The sequence below is a fragment of the Xanthomonas sp. WHRI 7065 genome (assembly GCF_040203115.2).
Taxonomy (GTDB): Bacteria; Pseudomonadota; Gammaproteobacteria; order Xanthomonadales; family Xanthomonadaceae; genus Xanthomonas; species Xanthomonas arboricola.
Window position 1 is genome coordinate 458568 of sequence record NZ_CP168194.1, and the last position, 23012, is coordinate 481579.

Genomic DNA, 23012 nt, shown 5'->3' on the forward strand with positions numbered 1-23012 from the left:
GCGCGACCATGCTGCGCTGCAGCTTGGCAATGTAGTTATGATCCATAACTATTCCGGAACGCAATCACTTGCCGACCCCGGATCCCATGTCGCAGCCGTGCCTGGATGACCGTCGCTTCCCATACCTGCGTGCCGCCGCATGCGGCCGCCACGTGCTGGCGCTGGACTGGCACCAGCCTGTGTCGACCTGCCTGCATGGCGGTGCCACGCGGTTGGCGGCCACGCCCACATCGGCATGCCTGCGCGCGTCTACAATGCAGTTCACGCCGCGGATCGGCGTTGCGGGCGGTGAGCGTTGCGCACACCGGTCCGCCTGTCGTCTTCGCTGCGAGAACCGTCATGTCCGTCACCGCCACTGCCATACCGCTGCCGGATGCCGTCACCACGGTGGATCAGGCACGCCTGCTGCGGCTACTGGGCTACCGCATCACCCGCACCGAGTTGCTGGTGCGGCGGATGTTTCAGGACTGCGTGGCTGCGTTCGACCTCAAGCCGGTCGACTTCTCGCTGCTGATGCTGGTGGATGGAAACCCGGGCATCAACCAGCGCCAGATCGGCGACGTGCTGCACGTGTCGGCGCCCAACCTGGCGATCGTGGTGGCACGCCTGGTCAAGCGCCGCCTGCTGCGGCAGGTGCGGGGACGCCAGGACCGACGCATGCAGCATCTGTCGCTGACCAGCGCCGGCGTGACCCTGCTGAGCGCTGCAGAGGCCGAAGTGCTGCGCATGGAACAGCAGCTCAGCGTGGTGCTTGGCAGCAGCGAGGCGCCGTTGCTGCGCGCACTCGACCGGCTGGACCGTCTGGACACCGCGTAATCCGCCGCTGCCGTGCAGGCGCACGGCCAGCTTTCCTGTTGACCTGCGTACGCGCCGTTGCCGGCGTGTCGATTGCGCCTGCCTGACCGTTGTCCCGCCGCAGTTCCCGCTGTCCCTCCCAATACTGGAGATGTTCGCAGTGAGCTATCGATCGGTCCTGTCTGGGTTGTCTTCCCGCGCGTCGGCGCTGCGCCGCGCAGCGCTTGGCATGCTGTCGCTATTTGCTGCCGGCACGGCCGGCGCACAGAGCCTGCCGCAGAGTACGACGCTGACCAACGGCATCAATACCGGCGGCACCAGCTATCTGGACGGCTTCACCCGCACCACGCCCGGCTGGGCGGTGATCACCTATCTGCGCCAGAGCTCACTGGACGCGATCAAGGATTCGCGCGGCAACGACGTGCCGGTGTTTGACCGCCCACGCATCGATTCCACCCTGCTGCTGACCCAGGTCGCCTATGTCACCCCGTACACGCTCTTCGGCGGCGCAGTGGGCATCAACACGCTGCTGCCGCTGATCAATCTGGATGCCTCGTTCGGGCGCAACAGCATTGCCAGCTTGCGCGACAACGGTGCCGGGGTGGGCGACCTGACCTTCGGCCCGTATCTGCAGATGCTGCCGGTGATCCGCAATGGCAGGCCGGTGTTTTCGCAGCGTTTCGAAATCAATGCGATCGCGCCGATCGGCAAGTTCGACCGCGATCGCGACCTCAATCAGGGCGCCGGCTACTGGTCGCTGGTGCCGCAATATGCGTTCACCGTGTTCCCGACGCCCAACTGGGAAGTCAGCGCACGCATCAACTACATCTACAACTTCCGCAGCGAGCGCCGGCCGAACCTGCCACCGGGCTTCGAGTTCCGCAACGGCCAGGCCGGCGACGCGGGCTGGATCAACTTCGCCACCTCCTGGGAAGTGGTACCCGACATCCGGCTTGGCGTGAATGCCTATTACCTCACCCAGTTCCGCGATAACCGCACCAATGGGCAGCGCGTGGCCGATACCCGCCAGAGCGTGTTCTATGCCGGCCCCGGCGGCGTGTGGCGGATGGATGCCAACAACATGCTGTTTGCCAATGTGTATCTGCCGGTGGAGGTCAAGAACGCTGCCTCCGGCAACAACGTCAACCTGCAGTACGTCCATGTGTTCTAGCGCCGGCACGGCCGGCCTCTTCGGAGAGTGGCAATGAATTTGCAGAACAAGACCATCGTGGTCACCGGCGTGGCATCGGGCATCGGTGCCGAAGTCGCGCGTCTGGCCCGTTTCCATGGCGCCACGGTGATCGGCGTCGATCGCACGCCGGTGCAGATGTCGCTGCACGGGTTCCACCAGGCCGATCTCGGCGATCCGGCGTCCATCGATGCGCTGGTGCAGGCCTTGCCGGCGCGTATCGATGCGCTGGCCAATGTGGCTGGCGTTCCCGGTACCGCGCCGCTCGAGGTGGTGGCGCACGTCAACTATCTGGGCCTGCGCCATTTGAGCCAGGCGCTGCTGCCGCGCATGACGCCCGGTGGTTCCATCATCAATGTGGCTTCCATCCTGGGTGCCGAGTGGCCGCAGCGCCTGGAACTGCACAAGCAACTGGCTGCCACCGACAGCTTTGCGTCTGGCGATGCATGGCTGCAGGCGCATCCGGTGGCGCACGACACCTGCTACCAGTACTTCAAGGAAGCGCTGATCGTGTGGACGCTGCTGCAGTCGCGGCCCTGGTTCGCCGAGCACGGCGTGCGCGTCAACAACGTCTCGCCGGGGCCGGTGTTTACGCCGATTCTTGGCGATTTCGTCACCATGCTCGGCGAGGAGCGCGTCAAGGAAGATGCCAAGCGCATGACGCGGCCGGCGTATGCCGACGAGGTGGCGGAGGCCATCGTGTTTCTCGCCTCCGATGCGGCGCGCTGGATCAACGGCATCACCCTGCCGGTCGATGGCGGGCTGGCGTCCACCACTCTGTAACACCACCCCCTCAGCAGGAGGCTAGACCATGAACGCTCTCCCCAATACCGCCATTGCCGCAAGCGCCGCTCCGGCGTGGCATGGCTGCATCTTCAATGGCGACTGGGTGCCCGGCAACGGCGGCACCGTGCAGATCATCGAACCGGCCACCGGCACGCTGCTGCACGAAGTCGGCAAGGCCGACCTGGCCGATGTCGCCGCTGCCGTGGCGCTGGCCAAGAAAGCGCAGCGTGCCTGGGCAGCCACTGCGCCGCGTGAGCGCGCTGCGGTGTTTCACCGTGCCGCGCAGCTGATGGAAGCGCGCAGTGCCGAAGCGGCGCTGCTGATCGCGCGCGAAACCGGCGGCATCCTGCCCAAGGCCCAGCGCGAAGTGAACGAGTCGGTGGTGATCTACCAGCAGTCTGCGGCGCTGCCGCTGCAGGCGGTCGGCCAGGTGCTGCCGACGGGCGCCGGTCAGCTCAGCCTGGCGCGGCATCTGCCGCTGGGCGTGATCGCAGTGATTTCCCCGTTCAATTTCCCGCTGATCCTGTCGCTGCGCTCGGTCGCCCCGGCACTGGCGATGGGCAATGCGGTGGTGCTCAAGCCCGACCCGCGCACGCCGTATACCGGTGGCGTGGTCATCGCCCAGGTACTGGAAGAAGCGGGCCTGCCGAAGGGACTGCTGCATGTACTGCATGGCGATGCCGCCGTCGGGCAGGCGCTGGTCGAATCGCCGGATATCCCGATGATTGCCTTCACCGGCTCCACCGCGGCCGGGCGGCGCATCGGCGAGATCGCTGGCCGGCATTTGAAGAAAGTGTCGCTGGAGTTGGGCGGCAACAACGCAGTGATCGTGCTCGACGACGCGGATCTGGACAAAGCCGCCTCTGCAGTGGCATTCGGCGCCTACATGCATCAGGGGCAGATCTGCATGGCCACCGGCCGCGTGCTGGTCCAGCGCGGGATCGCCGATGCATTCACCCAGCGGCTGGCCGAAAAAGCCAGGCATCTGCCGGTCGGCGATCCGGTCAGCGGCACCGTGGCACTGGGTCCGATCATCGACCAGCGCCAGCTGCAGCGCGTGATCGATATCGTGGACGACAGCGTCGCCGCCGGTGCGGTGGTGGAGGCCGGCGCCAGCAACGAGGGCCTGTTCTATGCGCCGACGGTGCTGTCCAACGTGCGTCCGGGCATGCGTGCATTCGACGAGGAAGTCTTCGGCCCGGTGATCAACATCACCGTGTTCGATACCGACGAAGAAGCCGCGGAACTGGCCAACCATGGCGAGTACGGTCTGGCTGCGGGCATCCTGTCGGCGTCGGTGTCGCGCGCGATGCGCCTGGGCGACAAGCTGCACACCGGCCTGCTGCACATCAACGATCAGACCGTGGCCGATGAAGTCATCAATCCCTTCGGCGGGACCGGCGCGTCGGGCAACGGCACCAGTGTCGGCGGACCGGCCGATTGGGAGCAGTACACCCACTGGCAATGGCTGACGATCAAGAACGAAGTGCCGCAGTACCCGTTCTGACCGGCGCGGCGCAACCGACCGGGCAGCGGGGCTGCAGGCGAGCCGTGGATCAGCCGCTTTGGGGCTGATCTATCTGCGGTGTCCAAGCGCACCGCTCTTAACCTTGCCCACCGACCATCTCAACTGGTCCTTGCCCGCCCGCCGTCGCGGGACCTTACGCGGCATGGATGCCGCGTAAGAGCCTACATGGACGTACTTGCGGCGTGTCCTGCGAGGGTAGGCGGGTAAGGGCCCCGCCGCAGAGCCTCAGATCAACCGCTCTACGATTGAGCTATCGCAAGGGCTCTGCAGCCAAGCTCCAGACCAGCCGCTCTTACTCGCCAGCGCGGAATTGCGTCGGCGAGCAGCCGGCATGGCGTGCGAAGTAGCGGCTGAAGTACGCAGCGTCGAAAAATCCAAGGCTGGCGGCGATCTGCTGCACGCTCAGGCTGGTGTAGCGCAGGCTGCGGCGTGCTTCGAGCATGATCCGGCGCTGCAGTAATTGCAGTGCCGAGGCGCCGGCCAGTCGCTGGCATAACGCGTTGAGATGGCCCGGAGTCAGACCCAGTTGCTCGGCATAGCGGGAGATCGGCCAGTGCGCGCGGTAGTGCTGGTCAATCAGGGCCTGATAACCACGCAGATGGCGCAGTGCCGGGTCGGCGTACGGGCTCACCGCTGCCGCATCCTGTGCGTGCTCCAGCGCCGTGCGGGCGGTCCAGATCAACAGCTGCGCTGCGGCGGCATGCAATGCGGCCTCATGGCCGATGCGTCGGTATGCGTGATCGCCGGCAATACTGGCGAACAGCACGTCGAGCAATCCGAGTGCGCGGCTTGCGTGCAGGACCTGTGGGACGGTCAGTGCGCCCTGCAATAGTGGCGCGGCACTCAAGGCATTACGTACCAAGGGCATGCACACGGTGATGATGTGGCCGCGCACCTGTGGATCGAATTTGAAACCATGCACGCACAGCGGTGGCAGCCAGATCACGCTTGCGCCACGCACGCGCTGGCTGCGGCCATCCAGCTGCAGCGTCGCCGGCCCGCGTTGCACGTACAGCAGTTGCGCCAGGTCTTCGTGCCGGTGCGGGGCGATACGCCAGTCATGCAGCCGGCTGCGTGCGGCAATCGACTCCCAATGCAATAGCTCGGGCGTGTCGGCATGCTGCTCGCCATACAGGCCGAAGGCGGGAACCGCAGTAGCTGCGGCAGTGGTTTGCGCGCGTGTGGGCATCGTCGAAAAGTCCAAGCACTGCACGCAATCATCCCTTCAAAGCATGTGCTTGGCTACCCACACTGGCCTGCATCCGTCGGCTGAGGCAGGAGCATTGCATGCGAACCCAGATCGCGGTCATCGGCGCTGGCCCCTCCGGCCTGTTGCTGGGCGAGCTGTTGCTGCGGGCCGGTATCGATACCGTGGTGATCGAGCGGCAGACCCCGGAGCATGTGCTGGGGCGTATCCGTGCCGGCGTGCTGGAACAGGGCAGCGTGGCGCTGTTGCAGCGGGCAGGCGTTGGCGCACGCGTGCAACGCGAAGGCTTGCCGCATCACGGCTTCGAACTGTCGCTGGATGGCCGGCGCGAGCGCATCGATCTGCTGCGCGGCTGCGGACGTAGTGTCACCGTCTACGGCCAGACCGAGGTCACCGCGGATCTGATGCAGGCCCGTGCGCGCAGCGCTGCGCCAACGTATTACAGCGCGCAAGACGTGACGCTGTGCGGGGTGGACAGCGATATGCCCGCGGTGGAATTCACCCACGATGGCCAGCGTCAGCGTATCGACTGCGACTATATCGTCGGCTGCGACGGCTTCCATGGCATCAGCCGCGCCAGCATCCCGCCGGAGCGACTGCGCCTGTTCGAGCGGGTGTACCCGTTCGGGTGGCTTGGCGTGCTTGCCGATACCCCACCGGTCCACGATGAGTTGATCTACGCGCAACACCCACGTGGCTTTGCCTTGTGTTCGATGCGCTCGCCAACGCGCTCGCGCTATTACGTGCAGGTACCGGCCGATGCGCGGGTGGAGGCATGGAGCGATCAGGCATTCTGGGATGAGTTGCGTGCGCGCCTGCCAGACGCCTTGTCTGCGCAGCTGGTCACCGCGCCATCGATCGAAAAGAGCATTGCGCCGTTGCGTAGCTTCGTCGCCGAACCCATGCAGTACGGGCGGCTGTTCCTGGCCGGCGATGCGGCGCATATCGTGCCGCCCACTGGCGCCAAGGGCCTGAATCTGGCGCTGGCCGATGTCGGCTTGCTGGCGCAATTGTTCGAGCGCTGGAACGCGCGTGGCGATACCACGGTGCTGCAACAGTATTCGGCGCTGGCGCTGCAGCGGGTATGGAAGGCCGAACGGTTTTCATGGTGGATGACCACCTTGCTGCATACCTTCGATGACCAGGACGCATTCACCGCACGCATTCATGCCGCAGAGCTGGATTATCTGCTGGGCAGCGAGGCCGGGCGCGCCACCCTGGCCGAAAACTATGCGGGGTTGCCGTTGGTGGAGCTGCCGGATTGAGCGTAGCGATGGCCGCCGTCGAGATGCCTCGTGCGTGCGCGGGAGAAAACCTACTGCGATGGTTATCTTCTGATTACCACCAATACCGCAGGTGCCCTGGTGCACTCCAGGGCGGCTAGCGGGCGAGCGGACGCGGCCGTTAGGCTGGCGACGACGCGTGAAAAACCCTGTATGCCAAGGCGCGTCGTCCCCCAATCAACGGTGCAGCGTGCTGGTATCCCTGCCAATGCAGTGCCCGTCTCCACATAAGGAGTCTTCCATGAATAAGCTGTTCTCCCGCGCCTTGCTGCTGGTCATGCTGGTGGCGCCGGTGGCTGCGTTCGCGCAGACCGCAGTAGCTGAAAATCCCAACCACCAGAAGATGCTGCTCGGCTCCACCTGGTATGAAACCGCCAACAAGCGGTTGGTCTACGATTTCTGGCGCATCGTGTTCGAAGCCGGCCAGGTGCAGTATGCGCCGATGTACATGGACAAGAACTACATCCAGCACAACCCGAATGTGGCCAATGGCCGCGATGCGTTCATTGCCTTCCTGACCGCCTTCGTGAAGCCGACGCCGGTGCAGCCGCGCGTGCAGCTGCCGCTGGTGGCCATCACTGCCGACGGCGATCTGGTCACGCTGGTGTCGGTACGCACCTTGCCCAATCCGAACAAACCGGGCACCACCTACACCACCACCTGGTTCGACATGTTCCGCATCGAAAAAGGCCTGATCAAGGAGCATTGGGATCCGGACACCATCGCCGGCCGCGCCAATAGCGGCGGCCAGTAATCGCTACTGCACTGCAGGGCTGCAGCGTGCAGCCTTGCAATGCGTGATCCATGCAGGTCGTCAGCAACCCATGCAAGTGGTTGACGGAAACGACAACGCCCGCCTGATAGTGGGCGTCGTCTTTTGAGCGCAGCGCTCAGCTGATGCGGAAACCCATCGTCGCTTCCACCGCCTGCTGCCAGCCGGCATAGAGTTGTTCGCGCTTGTCGTCGGGCATGGTCGGCTCGAAGCGGCGATCCACCGCCCACTGCTTGGCGATCTCTTCGCGGCTGCTCCAGAACCCGGTCGCCAGGCCGGCCAGATAGGCCGCGCCAAGCGCGGTGGTTTCGGCCACTTCCGGGCGCAGCACCGGCACGTTGAGCATGTCGCTCTGGAACTGCGCCATGAAGTCGTTGGCGATGGCGCCACCGTCGGCGCGCAGTTCCTTCAGCTCGATACCCGAATCGGCCTGCATCGCAGTCAACACGTCGCGGGTCTGGTAGGCCATCGATTCCACTGCCGCACGCACAAAATGTTCCTTGGTGGTGCCGCGGGTCAGCCCGAACACCGCACCGCGGATATCGCTGCGCCAATACGGCGCGCCCAGGCCGACGAAGGCCGGCACCAGATAGACCCCGTCGTTGTCGCCGGCACGTTCGGCATAGGCCTGCGAGTCGCTGGCCTTGCCGAGCATGCGCAAGCCGTCGCGCAGCCACTGGACCACCGAGCCGGCGACGAAGATCGAACCTTCCAGCGCGTACTCGACCTTGCCGTCGATGCCCCAGGCGATCGTGGTCAGCAGACCGGCCTTGGACGCAACCGCCTTGTCGCCGGTATTCATCAGCGCAAAGCAGCCGGTGCCGTAGGTGTTCTTGGCCATGCCCGGCTCGAAGCAGGCCTGTCCGAACAGCGCCGCCTGCTGGTCGCCGGCGATCCCGGCGATCGGCACCTGCTCGCCGTAGAAATACTGGGTCTGGGTCATGCCGTAGATTTCGCTGGACGAGCGCACCTCCGGCAGCATCTCCTTCGGCACGTCGAGCATGGCCAGCAGCTCGGCGTCCCACTCCAGCGTGTGGATGTTGTACATCAGCGTGCGCGAGGCATTGGTGTAGTCGGTGACATGCACCTTGCCGCCGGTGAGATTCCAGATCAGCCAGCTATCGATGGTGCCGAAGGCCAGCTCGCCGTTACGCGCGCGCTCGCGGGCGCCGTCGACGTGGTCGAGGATCCATTTGACCTTGGTGCCGGAAAAATACGCATCGATCAGCAGACCGGTCTTGTCGCGCACCATCTGCTCGTGCCCGGCCTCCTTGAGCTGCGTGCAGATGTCCTTGGTCTGCCGCGATTGCCACACGATGGCGTTGTAGATCGGCTGGCCGGTGGCCTTGTCCCACACCACCGCGGTCTCGCGCTGGTTGGTAATGCCGATACCGGCGATCGAACGCGCATCGATCTGCGCGTTATTGAGCAGCTCGGTGATCGTGGTGTAGACGCTGGTCATGATCTCGCGCGGGTTGTGTTCCACCCAGCCCGGCTGCGGAAAGATCTGGCCGAACTCGCGCTGCGCCACGCCGGCCACCTTGCCGTTGCGATCGAACAACATCGCCCGTGAACTGGTGGTGCCTTGATCGATCGCAAGGACGTATTGCTTTTCCATCGGAGATTCCTCGAACAATGCCGGCGCTGGCGCACGGCGAGAAAAGGGGGCAGTGCACGCCGCTGTGCGAAAGGCCGATAAAACCCAGCCTGTCTGGCGGCGGCGCTGTGCTGTCAGTCGTGCAGCAGGGCGATCAGCGCGGATCGAGCGGTTTGCCGCCCTGCAGATGGCGCACGCGTGCCGGCAGGAACGGCAGGATCAGCCACTGGTAGGCGAGCGCGCCGATCGGGCCGCCGATCAACGGGCCGACAATGGGGATCCACCAGTAATTGTCCTTGGCCGGCAACGCGGCCTCGCCCCAACCGGCAAGGTAGGCGAACAGGCGCGGGCCGAAGTCGCGCGCCGGATTCATCGCCCAGGCTTCCAGATAGCCCATCGACGCGCCCAGCGTTGCCACCAGCAGGCCGATCATCAGCGCGCCGGAGTTGGCGGTCGGCGCGGCTTCGTTGAATTGTTCGGTGATGGCGAAGATGCCGAAGATCAGGAACGCGGTGATGATGATCTGGTCGACCAGCGCATGCATCGGCGTGACCGCAAGGCCGGGTGCGGTGAAGAACACCCCGGCGGCGCCACCGGCTTCGCGGGTGAGTTGCTGCACCTGGTTGTAGTGGTCGATGACCGGGCCGTACAACTGGTAGACGATGGCCGCGCCCAGGAATGCGCCGATCACCTGCGCGCCCCAGTACGGCAGCACCTTCTTCCAGGAGAAACCGCGGAACAGCGCCAGCGCCAGCGTCACCGCCGGATTGGCATGCGTGCCGGACACCGAGCCGGTGACATAGATGGCCAGCGTCACCGCCAGGCCCCAGGCGATGCACACGCCCCAGTAGGCGTTCTGGTACGGGCTGGGGTCGTAGAGGACGTACATCGCTGCGACCGAATCGCCGAGCGCGATGATGATGAACATCGCCACCGCCTCGGAGATCAACTCACCCACGAGTTGGCGGCTCATGCGCGCGTCCTCGTGCCGATGGCGATGACGCAGGCAGGGTTGTGCGATGCGCGCATTGGCGCGCAGGGGTCTTCGGTGATGCTCATCAGGGTGCCCTCCACGTGACTCAGGATGATGCCGGCGAATGCGCCAGGATACGTTGCCGCGCGACCCGTCCTCGCCGGCAACGTGGTTCGATCAGGCCGGCACGCCGTCCGCCTGCCGGACCGAGTGTGTCTGCAGATACGCCTCCAGGCGTGCGCGCCCGGCCGCGTCGATGCGCAGGCCGAGTTTGCTGCGGCGCCACAGGATGTCGTCGGCAGTGACGGCCCATTCGTGGGCACGCAGGTAATCCACCTCGGCCTGGTACAGATCGGCGCCGAAGTGCGTGCCCAGGGCGGCGATGTCCTGCGCCTGGCCCAGTAGCTGCTCCGCACAGGTGCCGTAGTTGCGTACCAGCCGCTGCGCGGTCGGCGCCGGCAGCCACGGGTATGCGTGGCGCACGCGCTCGAGCAGGCTGGCGATATCGCGTTGTTCGCCGCCGGGCAATGCATCGCCGCGCGCGGTCCATGCCGGCTTGCGGGCACCCAGCGCCTGGGTGAGGCGGTCGACCGCCTCTTCGGCCAGCTTGCGATAGGTGGTGAGCTTGCCGCCGAACACGTTGAGCAACGGTGCGCCGTCGGTAAGCACTTCCAGCTGGTAATCGCGGGTGACTTCGGCAGCGTTGTCCTCGGCGTCGTCCAGCAGCGGACGCACGCCGCTATAGCTCCACACCACATCGGCGGGGGCGATCTGCTGCTGGAAATACAGGTTCACCGCATCGCACAGGTACTGCACTTCGGCCGCATCGATGCTGGGCGCGGCGGGGTCGGCCTGGTAATCCACGTCGGTGGTGCCGATCAGGGTGAAGTCGTGCTCGTACGGGATGGCGAATACGATGCGCCGATCCGGTTGCTGGAAGATGTACGCGTGGTCGTGGTCGAACAATTTGGGCACCACGATGTGGCTGCCCTTGACCAGGCGCAGTGCGTGCTTGTGCGGCACTGCGGCGACCTTGTCCAGGAACGACACCGCCCACGGCCCGGCCGCATTGGCCAGTGCACGCGCCTGCACGGTGCGGCGGCGGCCGTCGCGGTCTTCCAGCTCGGCATACCAGAAGCCTGCATCGCGCCAGGCACCGACGCAGCGTGTGCGGGTGCGGATCTGTGCGCCACGCCTGGCGGCGTCCATCGCATTGAGCACCACCAGCCGCGCATCCTGCACCCAGGCGTCGGAGTACACGAAGCCGGTGCGCAGCGATTCCTGCAGCGGCTGGCCCACCGGGTGCGTGCGCAGCGACAGCCGGCGCGAGCGCGGCAGGCTGCGCTTGCTGCCGCCGAGATGGTCATACAGGAACAGCCCGGCGCGAATCATCCAGGCCGGGCGCAGATGCGGTTGATGTGGCAGCAGGAAGCGCAGCGGCCAGATGATGTGCGGGGCCAGCCGCAGCAACACCTCGCGCTCGGCCAGCGCCTTGCCGACCAGCGCGAACTCGTACTGCTCCAGGTAGCGCAGGCCGCCGTGAATGAGCTTGGTGCTGGCGCTGCTGGTATGCGCGGCCAGATCGTCCTGTTCGCACAGGCACACCGACAGGCCACGCCCCGCCGCATCGCGGGCGATGCCGACCCCGTTGATGCCGCCGCCTATCACCAGAAGATCGTATGTCTCGCCCATCGGTGTCTCCGTCCGGGCGCGCCAGGAGCGAACCCAAGTTGTCATGTTCGAACATATTCGAACATCAAACCTTTTCGGGACGTGAAGAGCTGCCAGGCTTGAGAACTAGCCGTTTAACGAGTAAATCGGTCTATCGAAGTCGGAATCTTGATAGTCAAAGCGGATCATCAAGGTCATGGGATCGGCACGCCGCACCGCAAACGCACAAAAACGAACAAGTGGCTCAGCCGGCGTCGCCAGGCTCGGCCAGATGCACGCGGGTGCCGGCCTCGGCCAGCACGGCGGCCAGTTCCTGCGGCGGCGGCCGGTCGGTGAACCAGTCGTGCACCTGGGCGATCGCGCCCAGTCGCACCATGGCGTTGCGGCCGAACTTGCTGTGGTCGGCGGCCAGCAGCACCTGCCGCGAGTGCTCGATGATGGCCTGGGCCACGCGCACTTCCTGGTAGTCGAAGTCCAGCAGGGTGCCGTCCAGATCGATGCCAGAAATGCCGATCACCCCGAAGTCGACCTTGAACTGCCGGATCAGCTCCACCGTCGCCTCGCCGGTCACGCCCTGGTCGCGCCCGCGCACCACGCCACCGGCCACGATCACCTCGAAGCTGGAGTTGGCGCTGAGCATCACCGCCACGTTGAGGTTGTTGGTGATCACGCGCAGGCCGCGGTGCTGCAGCAAGGCGCGCGCGACCTCTTCGTTGGTGGTGCCCAGGTTGATGAACAACGAGGCATCGTCGGGAATGAAGCGGGCGACCTGCGCGGCGATGTGCTGTTTCTCGCGCGCCTGCAGCGCCTTGCGCGCGGTGTAGGCCAGGTTTTCCACGCTCGAGGGCATGCTGACGCCACCGTGATAGCGGCGCAGCACGCCGGCATCGCACAGCAGGGTCAGGTCGCGACGGATGGTCTGCGGCGTCACCTCGAAGCGCGTCGCCAGCCCTTCCACCTCGGCAAAGCCCTGCTGCCGCACCAATGCCACCAATTGTTCCTGGCGCGGGTTGAGTGCCGGCGCCGGGACCGTCCTGTAGTGAGTCGACTCCATGCGCAGATGATCGCGCATGCGCGTGAGGATGCAAACACGCGCAGCGCGAGCGCCGGCGTGCCGATGGCCGCGCCTAGCCCAGCTCGCCGCGGTAGCCGGTATCGATACTGATGCTGCCGCCCACCGCGCGCGAGACGCAGGCGCACAGCTTGCGGTTCTCGCGGCGCTGCTCGTCGCTGAAGAACACATCGCGGTGATCGATATCGGCCGCGCTGTCCAGCACCTCGACCGCGCACAGCCCGCATTCGCCGCGCCGGCATTCGGCGATCAGCTCGACTCCGGCATCGGCCAGCGCATCCAGCATCGACTCGTTCTCGGCCACCGGCACTTCCAGGCCGAGCCCGGGCAGCTTGACCACGAACGCCTGCGCCGGCACCCGCCCGCTGTTGCCGAAGGTTTCGAAATGCAGCCGCGCGCGCGGACGCCCGGCGGCGTGCCAGTGCTGGCGCACCGCCTCGAGCATGCCGAGCGGGCCGCACACGTACACCTCGGCATTGGGAGACAGCCGCGCCAGCTCGGCTGCAAGATCCGCCGGGCCGGCGCCGTCGTCGCATTGCAGCTGCAGGCGCTCGCCCAGCAGCGCTTCCAGTTCGTCGACATAGGCCATCGCACGGCGGGTACGCCCGGCATACAGCAGGCGGAACGCGCGGTGGCGGCGCGCCAGCCGCTGCGCCATGCCGATGATCGGGGTGATGCCGATCCCGCCGGCGATCAGCAGGATCTCCTCGCCGCCCTCGTCCAGCGCGAAGTTGTTGCTGGGCGGGGAGATCTCCACCTCATCGCCGGGCTGCAGCGTCCACATGTGCCGCGAGCCGCCGCGGCTGTCGGGCATCTGCCGTACCGCGATCTGGTAGTGACCATCGGCACGCGGCTCGCCCACCAGCGAGTACGAGCGCACGTCGGCGCGGCCATGCAGCTGCACGCGAAAATCCAGATGGCTGCCGACCTCGAAGCCACGTGCCGCGGTGCCCGGGTCGAGCACGATTTCGCGCACGCCCTCGCAGGCGTCGGCAATGCTGACCACATGGGCGCGGTGCCACTGGGTGTCTTTACGCATGGGGAACTCCAGGCAGAGGGGTGGGCCGGCTGCTGCCGGCAGTGGCGGGATGGGCGCGGCCGATCAATGCGCCGCCGCGCACCTGGGTGATCGCCGCCGGGGTCTGCAGCACGTGGCGCAGATTGCGATGGGCCAGCCGTGCGTGTTCACGCATCAGCGCTTCGGCGCGCGCGCCCTGGCGGTCTTCGATGGCGGCCAGGACTTCGCGGTGCTGGTCCTGCGCCAGGGTCAGGATCAGCCGCGCCTCGGCGCTGGTGGTCTGCGCCATGACCAGGCTGTTGGGCGAGGCGAACGGCAGCTGCAGCACGCGGGTGAGCTCGCGGCCCAGCACATCGCTGCCGGCCATGGCCACCAGCAACGCGTGGAACTGCGCATTGGCCTGCACGTACGCGCTGAAGTCGATGGCGTGCAACGGCGAGCCGACGATGCGGTCGAGCGTATCCAGCAACTGGCGTGCCTGGGCCAGCGCCGCGGCCGATGCCCCGCGCTCGGCCGCCATGCGCGCGGCCAGGCCTTCGAGCGTGCCGCGCAGTTCGATCGCATCGTGCACGTCGCGTTCGCTGAAGGCCTGCACCGCATAGCCGCCGCCGGGCAGTGCGCTGGCCAGGCCTTCTTCGCACAGCCGCTGCAACGCGGCGCGCACGGGCGTGCGCGACATGCCCAGCCGCTGCACCACCGCCAGCTCGGACAGGCGGGTTCCGGCCGGCAGGGTGCCGTCGAGGATCAGTTCGCGCAGCGACAGCAGTGCGCGCGTGGTCTGCGCGGCACTGCTGCGAAACGGAGTGGCGGGTGACATGGAGACCTCCGATGCGGTGCTCAGCCCACCATGCGCAGCGACAGTTCCTGCGCGCGCTGCTCCTGGGCGATCAGCCGATCGATCACGCGGCGCGCCCACATCCCGCCGGCATCGACGTTGAGGTTGTAGAAGGTGTGATCCGGATGCGCGTCGATGGCGCGTTGCTGCGCTTCCAGCACCGCCTCGTCCTCGCCGAACACGCCGGTGACGCCTGCACGGGTCAGCGTGGTCAGCGATTGGTCGTGCAGCGCGTAGTTGCGCATGAACGCCCAGAAGTAATGGCAGGTGGTGTCGGTTTCCGGCGTGATGGTATTGAGCACGTAGCCGTTGACGCCCTGACTGCGGTCGCCCTCCGGCGCACCGGTGCCGGCGATGGCCACGCCAACGTCGATGGCGATGGTGCCGGGCGCTTCGAAGCGGATGATCTGCCAGCGGTCGACCTTGCCGCGGTAATCCAGATGGCGTGCGATCTGGCTGGCCCAGAATGGCGGCGCGTCGATGTTGCGCATCCAGCGCGACACCACCACCGAGCGGTCGCCATGCATCACCTCGAACGGCGCTTCGGCGATCTCGTCCTGGCCGATGCTGGAGCCGTGCACGAAGGTCTCGTGGGTCAGGTCCATCAGGTTGTCCAGCACCAGCCGGTAGTCGCACTTGGCATAGATGGTGCGGCCATCGCCGGCCCAGGCCGGATCGTGCGCCCAGTGCAGGTCGGGAATCAGGCGGGTGTCGGCCTGCGCCGGGTCGCCCGGCCAGATCCACACATAGCGATGCTTCTCGGCCACCGGAAAACTGCGCACGCACGCGGAGGGATTGATGGTCTCCTGCGAGGGCATGTGCACGCAGCGGCCCTGGCTGTTGTAGACCAGCCCGTGGTAACCGCACACCACATCGTCGCCGCGCAGCTTGCCCATCGACAGCGGCACCAGGCGATGCCAACACGCATCTTCGAGCGCGATCACCGCCCCGGCAGTGGTGCGATAGACCACCACATCCAGGTTGCAGACCTTGCGCGGGGTCAGCGCGTGCTTGATCTCGTGGTCCCAGGCGACGGCGTACCACGCGTTGAGGGGAAACAGCTGCTTGGACTGGGACATGACCGTGGCTCCTGGGGTTTGTATACAACCTGGGGTGCGGATCGGCAGCGGTGCGCCGGCTGGCGACCAGTTGACGCGCATGCCGGCGCTGGCGTCTGCTTGCAAGCGAAGTTATGTATACACCGGAGACAATGTTGGAGCGTCGGTCGCTCGCCGAAATTGTGCGATTATCGAATTGATGCACCGATAATCGCATTGACCGGGCCGTGCAGCTGCGCCTAACGTGACCACACGCTCGCTGCGCAGGACCGAAGCAATGGCCCAGATCGTCCCCCTTTCAGAAGCGGTGTCCCAGCTGATCGCCGATGGCGACTGCGTGGCGATGGAAGGCTTCACCCATCTGATTCCGCATGCGGCCGGCCACGAGGTGATCCGCCAGCGCAAGCGCGACCTGCACCTGGTGCGCATGACCCCGGACCTGATCTACGATCAGCTGATCGGCGCCGGGTGTGCATCGGCATTGCGGTTCTCGTGGGGCGGCAATCCCGGCGTCGGTTCGCTGCACCGGCTGCGCGATGCGGTCGAACATGCGTGGCCGCAGCCGCTGCAGATCCGCGAACACAGCCATGCCGACATGGCCAACGCGTACGTAGCCGGTGCCTCGGGCCTGCCGTTTGCGGTGCTGCGCGGTTATGTCGGCTCGGACCTGCCGCGTGTCAACGACAGCATCAAGTTCCTGCAATGCCCGTACACCGGCGAGACGCTGGCCACCACGCCGGCGGTCAAGCCCGATGTCACCGTGATCCATGCGCAGCAGGCCGACCGCCGCGGCAACGTGCTGTTGTGGGGCATCCTGGGTGTGCAGAAGGAAGCCGCGCTGGCGGCGCGCAAGGTGATCGTGACGGTGGAAGAGATCGTCGACACGCTGGATGCGCCGCCCAACGCCTGCATCCTGCCGCGCTGGGTGGTCGATGCGGTCTGCCATGTGCCCGGCGGTGCGGCACCGTCGTACGCGCACGGCTATTACGCCCGCGACAACCGCTTCTACCTGGCCTGGGATGCGATTGCGCGCGACCGTGCACGCTTCCAGGCGTGGATCCAGACGCACATTCACGACACCGAGGACTTTGCCGCGTTCCAGCGCGTGTACGCGCAATCGCTGCTGCAGGTGGCCGCATGAGCGACTACAGCACCAACGAAATGATGACCGTGGCGGCGGCGCGGCGCCTGCCCGATGGCGCGGTGTGCTTCGTCGGTATCGGCCTGCCATCCACCGCCGCCAACCTGGCGCGGCTGACGCATGCGCCGGATGTCACGCTGATCTACGAATCCGGCCCGATCGGCGCGCGCCCGGAAGTGCTGCCGTTGTCGATCGGCGACGGCGAGCTGGCCGAAACCGCCGACACCGTGGTCTCCACGCCGGAAATCTTTCGCTACTGGCTGCAGGGCGGGCGCGTGGACGTGGGCTTCCTGGGCGCGGCGCAGATCGATCGCCATGCCAACCTCAACACCACGGTGATCGGCCCGTACGACGCGCCGAAGACGCGGCTGCCCGGCGCGGGCGGCGCGCCGGAGATCGCGGCCAGCGCCAAACAGGTGTTCATCATCATTCGCCAATCCAGACGCAGTTTCGTGCCCGCGCTGGACTTCATCACCACAGTCGGGCATCTGGACGGTGGCGATGCGCGGCAGCGTGCCGGCCTGCCCGGCGCCGGCCCCACCGTGGTCGTCACTGACCTGTGCGTGATGGAGCCCGATCCCGTGACCCGCGAACTCACCGTCACCGCGCTGCACCCCGGCAGCACCCGCGAGCAGGTGAGCGCGGCCACCGGTTGGCCGATCCGCTTCGCCGCCGATCTGGCGCAGACCACCCCACCCAGCGCTGCGGAACTGCAGGCGCTGCGTGCGCTGCAGGCACGCACCGACGCAGCGCATGGCAAGCAGGCAGCCGGAGCCGAGGCATGAGCGAGGTCTATCTGATCGATGGCATCCGCACGCCGATCGGCCGCTACGGCGGCGCCCTGGCCGGCGTGCGCGCCGACGACCTGGGCGCGATACCGATTGCCGCGTTGATGGCACGCAATCCGCAACTGGAGCCGGCGCTGATCGACGACGTGTACCTGGGCTGCGCAAATCAGGCCGGCGAGGACAATCGCAATGTCGCGCGCATGAGTCTGTTGCTGGCGGGCTTGCCCAGCTCTGTGCCAGGCAGCACGCTCAATCGCCTGTGCGGCTCGGGGCTGGATGCGGTCGGCACGGTGGCGCGCGGCATCCGTGCCGGCGAGCTGGGCCTGGCGATCGCCGGCGGGGTCGAATCGATGACCCGCGCACCTTGGGTCATGGGCAAGGCCGAGAGCGCGTTCGCGCGCACGCAACAGCTGGAAGACACCACCATGGGCTGGCGGTTCATCAATCCGCGCCTGCAGGGCGCCTATGGCGTGGAGCTGATGGGCGAGACTGCGGAGAACGTGGCACAGCGCCATGCCATCGCGCGCGAAGACCAGGACGCGTTTGCGTTGCGCAGCCAGCAACGCGCCGCCGCCGCACAGGCGGCCGGTTTCTTCGATGCAGAGATCACTCCGGTGCCGGTGGCCGCACGCAAAGGAGGCGAGGCAAGCGCGGTCGATCGCGACGAGCATCCGCGCCCGAACACCACCGCCGAGATGCTGGCCAAGCTCAAGCCGGTGTTCCGCCAGCCCGGCACGGTGACGGCCGGCAATGCGGCCGGTCTCAACGATGGTGCTGCCGCCCTGTTGCTGGCGTCTGCGCAGGCCGTGCATGCGCATGGACTGACCCCGCGGGCACGTGTGCTCGGCTTCGCCTCGGCGGGCGTGGAGCCGGCCTACATGGGCATCGGCCCGGTACCGGCCACGCAGCGCCTGCTGGCACGCCTGGGCCTGCGCATCGAGCAGTTCGATGCGATCGAGCTCAATGAAGCCTTCGCCGCGCAGGTGCTGGCCTGCACGCGCGCCTTCGGCCTGGCCGACGATGCCGTGCACGTCAACGCCAATGGCGGCGCCATCGCGCTGGGCCATCCCCTGGGCATGAGCGGTGCGCGACTGGCATTGACCTTGTTGCGGCAACTGGAGGCGGGCAACGGGCGGCTTGGGCTGGCCAGCATGTGCATCGGGGTCGGGCAGGGCGTAGCGCTGGCGATCGAGCGCGTGTAGTACGCCGATTGCAACCGCCGCTGCCGTGACCGCACACCCACGTTTTGATCCTGCCGCAGCGCAACCGATGGAGATCCCGCATGCGCGACCCCAGCTCTGACACGTCGATCGATCCGCTGCTCGGCTATCGCCGGCCACGGATCGGCACGCAGCCGGCCTACCTGCATCTGCCCTACGCATCCACCGCATTGCGCGGCCCCACGCGCGCGCCGATCGATATCCCGGCCACGCTGTCGGAAGTCACCGGCCCGCAATTGAATCGGCTCACCCTGGGCGCGCATGCCGCCGACCTCACTGCCGGCTTTGCGGGCGAGCCGTTGGGCGAGCGCATCATCGTGTCCGGCCGCGTGCTCGACGAAAACGGCAAGCCGGTGCGCAATAGCGTGGTCGAAGTGTGGCAATGCAATGCCGCCGGCCGCTATCAACATGCCGGCGACCGGCACGACGCACCGCTGGATCCCAACTTCCGCGGTACCGGACAGGTGCTCACCGACGACCACGGCCGCTACGCGTTCAAGACCATCAAGCCGGGCGCGTATCCGTGGCGCAATCACTACAACGCCTGGCGGCCGGCGCATATCCATTTTTCGCTGCATGGCGATGGCATCGGGCAGCGGCTGATCACCCAGATGTACTTCCCCGGCGACCCGTTGCTGGCGCACGACCCGATCTACAACTGCGTGGACGATGCGCAGGCCCGCGAACGCATGGTGTCCAGCTTCGACTGGGAAAACGCGGTGAGCGAATACGCGCTGGCCTACCGCTTCGACATCGTGTTGCGCGGTCGCAAGCAAACGGTCTGGGAGTGAATCGATGAGCCTGCACACCACCCCGTCGCAAACCGTTGGCCCGTATTACCGGCTCGGGCTGGAGCCGCTGTATCGCGCGCAACTCGCGCCTGCGCAGGCCGCGGGCACGCACGTGCAGGTCAGCGGTTGCGTGTTCGATGGCGCCGGCAACCCGGTGGCCGACGCAGTGCTGGAGCTGTGGCAGGCCGATGCGGCCGGCATCTATGCGCATGCCGCCGATGCGCGCTGCCAGGCGCACGATCCCGGCTTCGATGGCTGGGGCCGCGTGCCGACCGACGCGCAGGGGCGTTTTTCCTTCAGCACCGTCAAGCCGGGCCAGGTCGCCGGGCCGGATGGCAAGCTGCAGGCAGCGCATCTGACCGTGCTGGTCTTCATGCGCGGGCTGTTGCGCGGCGTGTCGACGCGGCTGTACTTCGCCGACGATCCGCAGCTGGGCAGCGACCCCATCCTGGCCCTGGTGCCGGCCGAGCGTCGTAGCACGCTGCTGGCGCATTCGCGCGGTGGCAGCGATTACGTGTGGGACATCCATATGCAGGGCGATGCGGAAACGGTGTTCTTCAACTATTGATCGCGCCGTCGGTGCGCAGGTTGCCATGCATGGTTGTCTCCGTGCGATCAGCGCCCCTGCATCTGCGTGCTGGTGCTGCGCAGCTGTCGCCGCGCGCCGGGCAGGCAGGTGCCTGCGCGCGCTGCCCTCGGTGATCCAGCGTGATCGCGCGACAGCTGCGTGCAATGCCGTGATCCCGCCGCGACACGCGCCTTGTCCAAACGTGCGGTACGCATGACCCGCACTGACCACCACGCGTGCACACCACCCGGCACCGCGCACGCCAGTTGGCACTCTTGCGCATCGGTGCCATGCTGCCGGCACGCCACCAGAGGCCATGCATGACTGCGACGTCTTCCCTGTTGGGATCCTTGTTTGGCGAGCCTGTCTGCGACGCGTTGTTCGATGACACGGCGCGGGTGCAGGCAATGCTGCACTTCGAATCCGCGCTTGCCCGCGCGCAGGCGCAATGCGGCGTGATTCCCACCGAGGCCGCGCAGGCCATTGCGGCTGCCTGCGACGTGCAGCATTACGATCTGGCCGCGCTGGCCCAGGCCACCGCACTTGCCGGCAACCCCGCCATTCCCCTGGTCAAGGCGCTGACCGCGCGCGTGGCCGCCCACGATGCGCAGGTCGCGCGCTGGGTGCACTGGGGCGCCACCAGCCAGGACGTCATCGACACCGGCACGGTACTGCAGCTGCGCGCTGCGCTCGACCTGCTGCTGCCGCGCCTGCAGGGCCTGTGCACCGAGCTGGCTGCGCTGGCCGCGCGCGAACGCAACACCGGCCTGCCCGGACGTACCTTGTTGCAGCAGGCGGTGCCGGTCACATTCGGACTCAAGGTCGCCGCCTGGCTGGATGCGCTGCAGCGCGCGCATAGCCGCCTGCAGGCCCTGCAGCACGATGGCCTGGTGCTGCAGTTCGGGGGCGCGGCCGGCACGCTGGCGTCGTTGCAGGAGCGCGGTCTGGATGTCGCCCAGGCGCTGGCAACCACGCTGGCGCTGCCGCTGCCCGCGATGCCGTGGCATACCGCACGCGATCGCCTCGTCGAGGTCGGCTGTGCGTTCGGCCTGCTGGCCGGCACGCTGGGCAAGATCGGCGGCGACGTGGTGCTGCTGATGCAGTCGGAGGTCGGCGAAGTGTTCGAGCCGGCCGCAGCCGGCAAGGGCGGCTCCTCGGCGATGCCGCACAAGCGCAATCCGGTCTCCAGCGTCGCTGCGGTTGCTGCTGCCACCCGCGTGCCCGGCCTGGTGGCGACCTTGTTCAGCGCGATGGCGCAGCCGCATGAGCGCGCCGCCGGGCAATGGCATGCGGAATGGGAGACCTTGCCGCAGATCGTGTGCCTGACCGCCGGCAGCCTGGCGCAGATGCAAGGCTGCCTGGCCGACCTGCAACTGGACCGCGAGGCCATGCGCGCGCACCTGCACAGCCATGGCGGCGTGCTGTACGCCGAGGCAGCGGTGTTTGCGCTGGCACCACGGCTCGGCAAGCCACAGGCGCATGCGCTGGTCGAACAGGCGGTGGCACGCGCCCAGGCGCAGCAGCGCCATCTGCGCGAGGTGCTTGGCGACGACGCGCAGGTGAGCGCGGTACTCACGCAGGCGCAACTGCAGGCGGTGTTCGATGTGGACAGCTGGCGCGGCATGTCCTCGGTCTGGATCGATCGCGTGCTGGCCGCTTCTTCATCCCGCTGACGGTGCTCCGATGGCTTATCTCCAGTTGCCCACGCATCGCCTGCACTACCGCCTCGACGGTACCGAAGGCCGCCCCTGGCTGACCTTCTGCAACTCGCTGGGCACCGACCTGCACATGTGGGACGTGCAGATCGCCGCGTTTGCGCCGCATTACCGCATCCTGCGCTACGACCGCCGCGGCCATGGCGATTCGGACACGCCGCCCGGCCCGTATCGCGTTGCCGACCTGGGCCAGGACGTGCTGGCGCTGTGGGACGCGTTGCAGATCGCGCAGAGCGACTTCTGCGGCCTGTCGATCGGCGGACTCACCGGGCAGTGGCTGGGCCTGCATGCACCGCAGCGCCTGCGCCGGCTGGTGGTGTGCGCCACCGCGCAGAAGATCGGCAGCAGTGAGAGCTGGAACGCGCGCATCGAGCAGGTGCGCAGCGAAGGCCTGCCGGGGCTGGTCGATGCCACCTTGCAACGCTGGTTCACGCCACCGTTTGCGATCAGCCATGCGCAGCGCCTGGACATGATCGTGGCCGCGTTCGTATCGACATCGCCGCAGGGCTATATCGCCTGCTGCCAGGCGGTGGCCGACGCCGATTTCCGCGGCGCGCTGGACACGCTGGAGCTGCCACTACTCGCACTGGCCGGCGACGACGACCCGGTCTGTCCGCCGGCCGACCTGCGCGAGATCGCGTACGCCGCCCCGCACGGCCACTACGCACAGGTGCCCGGCCGGCATATCTGCAACCTGGAGTCGCCGGCCGCGTTCAACCACAGCGTGCTGGGCTTTCTGCAGGCCGACCACGTGTGACCCTCCACCCGGCCAGGCAGCTGCCGGACGCATGCAGCCGTCACCCCGATCCGGCATGCACGACGCCCGGCATTCCCGCTCATGCGTTGCATCTGCGACCAGCTGACCACGGCCAGCTGCCTGTCGCCAGCGACGTCAATCGCAACCAATGCACCTGATACGTCAGCGCTTGCCCTACGGCCACAGCTGACCTGCAGCAGCCGTCAGCACCCCATTCCCCATTCCCATTCCCCATTCCCACGCAGGAG

General features: G+C 67.0%; 21 protein-coding genes. 13 read left to right on the forward strand and 8 right to left on the reverse strand.

The genetic code is table 11. From position 1 onward, the window contains the following. Positions 1-339: 339 nt before the first annotated feature. The 4 genes from ABQY64_RS01955 to ABQY64_RS01970 all read left to right on the forward strand — a co-directional run bounded on the left by ABQY64_RS01955 (position 340) and on the right by ABQY64_RS01970 (position 4277). Positions 340-816, forward strand: coding sequence for a MarR family transcriptional regulator (locus ABQY64_RS01955; RefSeq protein ID WP_184352938.1), 477 nt, complete (start codon positions 340-342; stop codon positions 814-816). Between the two features lie 121 nt (positions 817-937). Further along, positions 938-1966 (forward strand): transporter, encoded by a 1029-nt coding sequence (locus tag ABQY64_RS01960; RefSeq protein WP_374057725.1) that lies wholly within the window; start codon positions 938-940, stop codon positions 1964-1966. Positions 1967-1999: 33 nt separating this feature from the next. Continuing rightward, positions 2000-2767 carry a coniferyl-alcohol dehydrogenase gene (locus ABQY64_RS01965; protein WP_104623559.1) on the forward strand — a complete coding sequence of 256 codons (768 nt, stop codon included), beginning with the start codon at positions 2000-2002 and terminating at the stop codon, positions 2765-2767. A gap of 28 nt (positions 2768-2795) precedes the next feature. Continuing rightward, positions 2796-4277, forward strand: a complete 1482-nt coding sequence (locus tag ABQY64_RS01970) for a benzaldehyde dehydrogenase (protein ID WP_349780221.1) — start codon at positions 2796-2798, stop codon at positions 4275-4277. A gap of 313 nt (positions 4278-4590) precedes the next feature. Here ABQY64_RS01970 and ABQY64_RS01975 read toward each other — a convergent pair whose 3' ends face one another. Next, the gene (locus ABQY64_RS01975) at positions 4591-5487 is read right to left on the reverse strand and encodes a helix-turn-helix domain-containing protein (RefSeq protein WP_127158333.1); all 897 of its coding nucleotides are present in this window, start codon (positions 5485-5487) and stop codon (positions 4591-4593) included. 98 nt (positions 5488-5585) lie between these two features. On the opposite strand from ABQY64_RS01975, the gene pobA reads away from it, so the two are divergent. Together pobA and ABQY64_RS01985 are read left to right on the forward strand one after the other, a co-directional pair. Continuing rightward, positions 5586-6770, forward strand: coding sequence for a 4-hydroxybenzoate 3-monooxygenase (gene pobA / locus ABQY64_RS01980; protein ID WP_127158332.1), 1185 nt, complete (start codon positions 5586-5588; stop codon positions 6768-6770). 259 nt (positions 6771-7029) lie between these two features. Then, a complete protein-coding gene (locus ABQY64_RS01985) occupies positions 7030-7542 on the forward strand; it encodes a nuclear transport factor 2 family protein (protein WP_127158331.1) in 513 nt (170 codons plus the stop codon). Between the two features lie 136 nt (positions 7543-7678). On the opposite strand, the gene glpK is transcribed toward ABQY64_RS01985, so the two are convergent. From glpK to ABQY64_RS02020, 7 genes are all read right to left on the reverse strand, one after another. Continuing rightward, positions 7679-9178, reverse strand: coding sequence for a glycerol kinase GlpK (gene glpK / locus ABQY64_RS01990; RefSeq protein WP_047126261.1), 1500 nt, complete (start codon positions 9176-9178; stop codon positions 7679-7681). 133 nt (positions 9179-9311) lie between these two features. Next, positions 9312-10130 carry an MIP/aquaporin family protein gene (locus ABQY64_RS01995; protein ID WP_016904933.1) on the reverse strand — a complete coding sequence of 273 codons (819 nt, stop codon included), beginning with the start codon at positions 10128-10130 and terminating at the stop codon, positions 9312-9314. 177 nt (positions 10131-10307) lie between these two features. Then, on the reverse strand, positions 10308-11822 hold the full coding sequence (gene glpD, locus ABQY64_RS02000; RefSeq protein ID WP_127158330.1) for a glycerol-3-phosphate dehydrogenase: 1515 nt from the start codon (positions 11820-11822) through the stop codon (positions 10308-10310). Between the two features lie 223 nt (positions 11823-12045). Continuing rightward, complete coding sequence (locus ABQY64_RS02005; RefSeq protein ID WP_065047049.1) at positions 12046-12873, reverse strand: DeoR/GlpR family DNA-binding transcription regulator; 828 nt, start codon at positions 12871-12873, stop codon at positions 12046-12048. Between the two features lie 55 nt (positions 12874-12928). Continuing rightward, on the reverse strand, positions 12929-13912 hold the full coding sequence (locus ABQY64_RS02010; RefSeq protein WP_104609203.1) for a PDR/VanB family oxidoreductase: 984 nt from the start codon (positions 13910-13912) through the stop codon (positions 12929-12931). Further along, positions 13905-14708 carry a GntR family transcriptional regulator gene (locus tag ABQY64_RS02015; protein ID WP_016904720.1) on the reverse strand — a complete coding sequence of 268 codons (804 nt, stop codon included), beginning with the start codon at positions 14706-14708 and terminating at the stop codon, positions 13905-13907. The genes ABQY64_RS02010 and ABQY64_RS02015 overlap by 8 nt, the downstream gene beginning before the upstream one ends. A gap of 20 nt (positions 14709-14728) precedes the next feature. Next, positions 14729-15805, reverse strand: coding sequence for an aromatic ring-hydroxylating dioxygenase subunit alpha (locus ABQY64_RS02020; RefSeq protein WP_016904721.1), 1077 nt, complete (start codon positions 15803-15805; stop codon positions 14729-14731). Positions 15806-16061: 256 nt separating this feature from the next. On the opposite strand from ABQY64_RS02020, the gene ABQY64_RS02025 reads away from it, so the two are divergent. The 7 genes from ABQY64_RS02025 (at position 16062) to pcaD (ending at position 22764) form a co-directional block, all read left to right on the forward strand. After that, positions 16062-16925, forward strand: a complete 864-nt coding sequence (locus tag ABQY64_RS02025) for a CoA transferase subunit A (RefSeq protein ID WP_053051074.1) — start codon at positions 16062-16064, stop codon at positions 16923-16925. Next, positions 16922-17710 carry a CoA-transferase subunit beta gene (locus ABQY64_RS02030; RefSeq protein ID WP_039517333.1) on the forward strand — a complete coding sequence of 263 codons (789 nt, stop codon included), beginning with the start codon at positions 16922-16924 and terminating at the stop codon, positions 17708-17710. The genes ABQY64_RS02025 and ABQY64_RS02030 overlap by 4 nt, the downstream gene beginning before the upstream one ends. Next, positions 17707-18915, forward strand: coding sequence for a 3-oxoadipyl-CoA thiolase (pcaF, locus tag ABQY64_RS02035; RefSeq protein ID WP_115510268.1), 1209 nt, complete (start codon positions 17707-17709; stop codon positions 18913-18915). Before ABQY64_RS02030 ends, pcaF begins: the two co-directional genes overlap by 4 nt. Before the next feature lie 80 nt (positions 18916-18995). Next, positions 18996-19724 (forward strand): protocatechuate 3,4-dioxygenase subunit beta, encoded by a 729-nt coding sequence (pcaH, locus tag ABQY64_RS02040; protein WP_039511204.1) that lies wholly within the window; start codon positions 18996-18998, stop codon positions 19722-19724. A gap of 4 nt (positions 19725-19728) precedes the next feature. Next, a complete protein-coding gene (gene pcaG / locus ABQY64_RS02045; protein WP_039517326.1) occupies positions 19729-20292 on the forward strand; it encodes a protocatechuate 3,4-dioxygenase subunit alpha in 564 nt (187 codons plus the stop codon). Between the two features lie 290 nt (positions 20293-20582). Further along, positions 20583-21965, forward strand: coding sequence for a 3-carboxy-cis,cis-muconate cycloisomerase (locus ABQY64_RS02050; protein WP_349780222.1), 1383 nt, complete (start codon positions 20583-20585; stop codon positions 21963-21965). Positions 21966-21975: 10 nt separating this feature from the next. Further along, positions 21976-22764: a 3-oxoadipate enol-lactonase gene (pcaD, locus tag ABQY64_RS02055; protein WP_039517320.1), complete on the forward strand. Its 789-nt coding sequence runs from the start codon at positions 21976-21978 to the stop codon at positions 22762-22764. The last annotated feature ends 248 nt before the right edge of the window (positions 22765-23012 follow it).

What these genes read in the sequence shown, in the direction of transcription:
- ABQY64_RS01955 (WP_184352938.1), top strand. Translation starts at nt 340, where the DNA reads ATGTCCGTCACCGCCACTGCCATACCGCTGCCGGATGCCGTCACCACG.
- ABQY64_RS01965 (WP_104623559.1), top strand. Translation starts at nt 2,000, where the DNA reads ATGAATTTGCAGAACAAGACCATCGTGGTCACCGGCGTGGCATCGGGC.
- ABQY64_RS01970 (WP_349780221.1), top strand. Translation starts at nt 2,796, where the DNA reads ATGAACGCTCTCCCCAATACCGCCATTGCCGCAAGCGCCGCTCCGGCG.
- ABQY64_RS01975 (WP_127158333.1), bottom strand. Translation starts at nt 5,487, where the DNA reads ATGCCCACACGCGCGCAAACCACTGCCGCAGCTACTGCGGTTCCCGCC.
- pobA (WP_127158332.1), top strand. Translation starts at nt 5,586, where the DNA reads ATGCGAACCCAGATCGCGGTCATCGGCGCTGGCCCCTCCGGCCTGTTG.
- ABQY64_RS01985 (WP_127158331.1), top strand. Translation starts at nt 7,030, where the DNA reads ATGAATAAGCTGTTCTCCCGCGCCTTGCTGCTGGTCATGCTGGTGGCG.
- glpK (WP_047126261.1), bottom strand. Translation starts at nt 9,178, where the DNA reads ATGGAAAAGCAATACGTCCTTGCGATCGATCAAGGCACCACCAGTTCA.
- ABQY64_RS01995 (WP_016904933.1), bottom strand. Translation starts at nt 10,130, where the DNA reads ATGAGCCGCCAACTCGTGGGTGAGTTGATCTCCGAGGCGGTGGCGATG.
- glpD (WP_127158330.1), bottom strand. Translation starts at nt 11,822, where the DNA reads ATGGGCGAGACATACGATCTTCTGGTGATAGGCGGCGGCATCAACGGG.
- ABQY64_RS02005 (WP_065047049.1), bottom strand. Translation starts at nt 12,873, where the DNA reads ATGCGCGATCATCTGCGCATGGAGTCGACTCACTACAGGACGGTCCCG.
- ABQY64_RS02010 (WP_104609203.1), bottom strand. Translation starts at nt 13,912, where the DNA reads ATGCGTAAAGACACCCAGTGGCACCGCGCCCATGTGGTCAGCATTGCC.
- ABQY64_RS02015 (WP_016904720.1), bottom strand. Translation starts at nt 14,708, where the DNA reads ATGTCACCCGCCACTCCGTTTCGCAGCAGTGCCGCGCAGACCACGCGC.
- ABQY64_RS02020 (WP_016904721.1), bottom strand. Translation starts at nt 15,805, where the DNA reads ATGTCCCAGTCCAAGCAGCTGTTTCCCCTCAACGCGTGGTACGCCGTC.
- ABQY64_RS02025 (WP_053051074.1), top strand. Translation starts at nt 16,062, where the DNA reads ATGGCCCAGATCGTCCCCCTTTCAGAAGCGGTGTCCCAGCTGATCGCC.
- ABQY64_RS02030 (WP_039517333.1), top strand. Translation starts at nt 16,922, where the DNA reads ATGAGCGACTACAGCACCAACGAAATGATGACCGTGGCGGCGGCGCGG.
- pcaF (WP_115510268.1), top strand. Translation starts at nt 17,707, where the DNA reads ATGAGCGAGGTCTATCTGATCGATGGCATCCGCACGCCGATCGGCCGC.
- pcaH (WP_039511204.1), top strand. Translation starts at nt 18,996, where the DNA reads ATGCGCGACCCCAGCTCTGACACGTCGATCGATCCGCTGCTCGGCTAT.
- pcaG (WP_039517326.1), top strand. Translation starts at nt 19,729, where the DNA reads ATGAGCCTGCACACCACCCCGTCGCAAACCGTTGGCCCGTATTACCGG.
- ABQY64_RS02050 (WP_349780222.1), top strand. Translation starts at nt 20,583, where the DNA reads ATGCTGCCGGCACGCCACCAGAGGCCATGCATGACTGCGACGTCTTCC.
- pcaD (WP_039517320.1), top strand. Translation starts at nt 21,976, where the DNA reads ATGGCTTATCTCCAGTTGCCCACGCATCGCCTGCACTACCGCCTCGAC.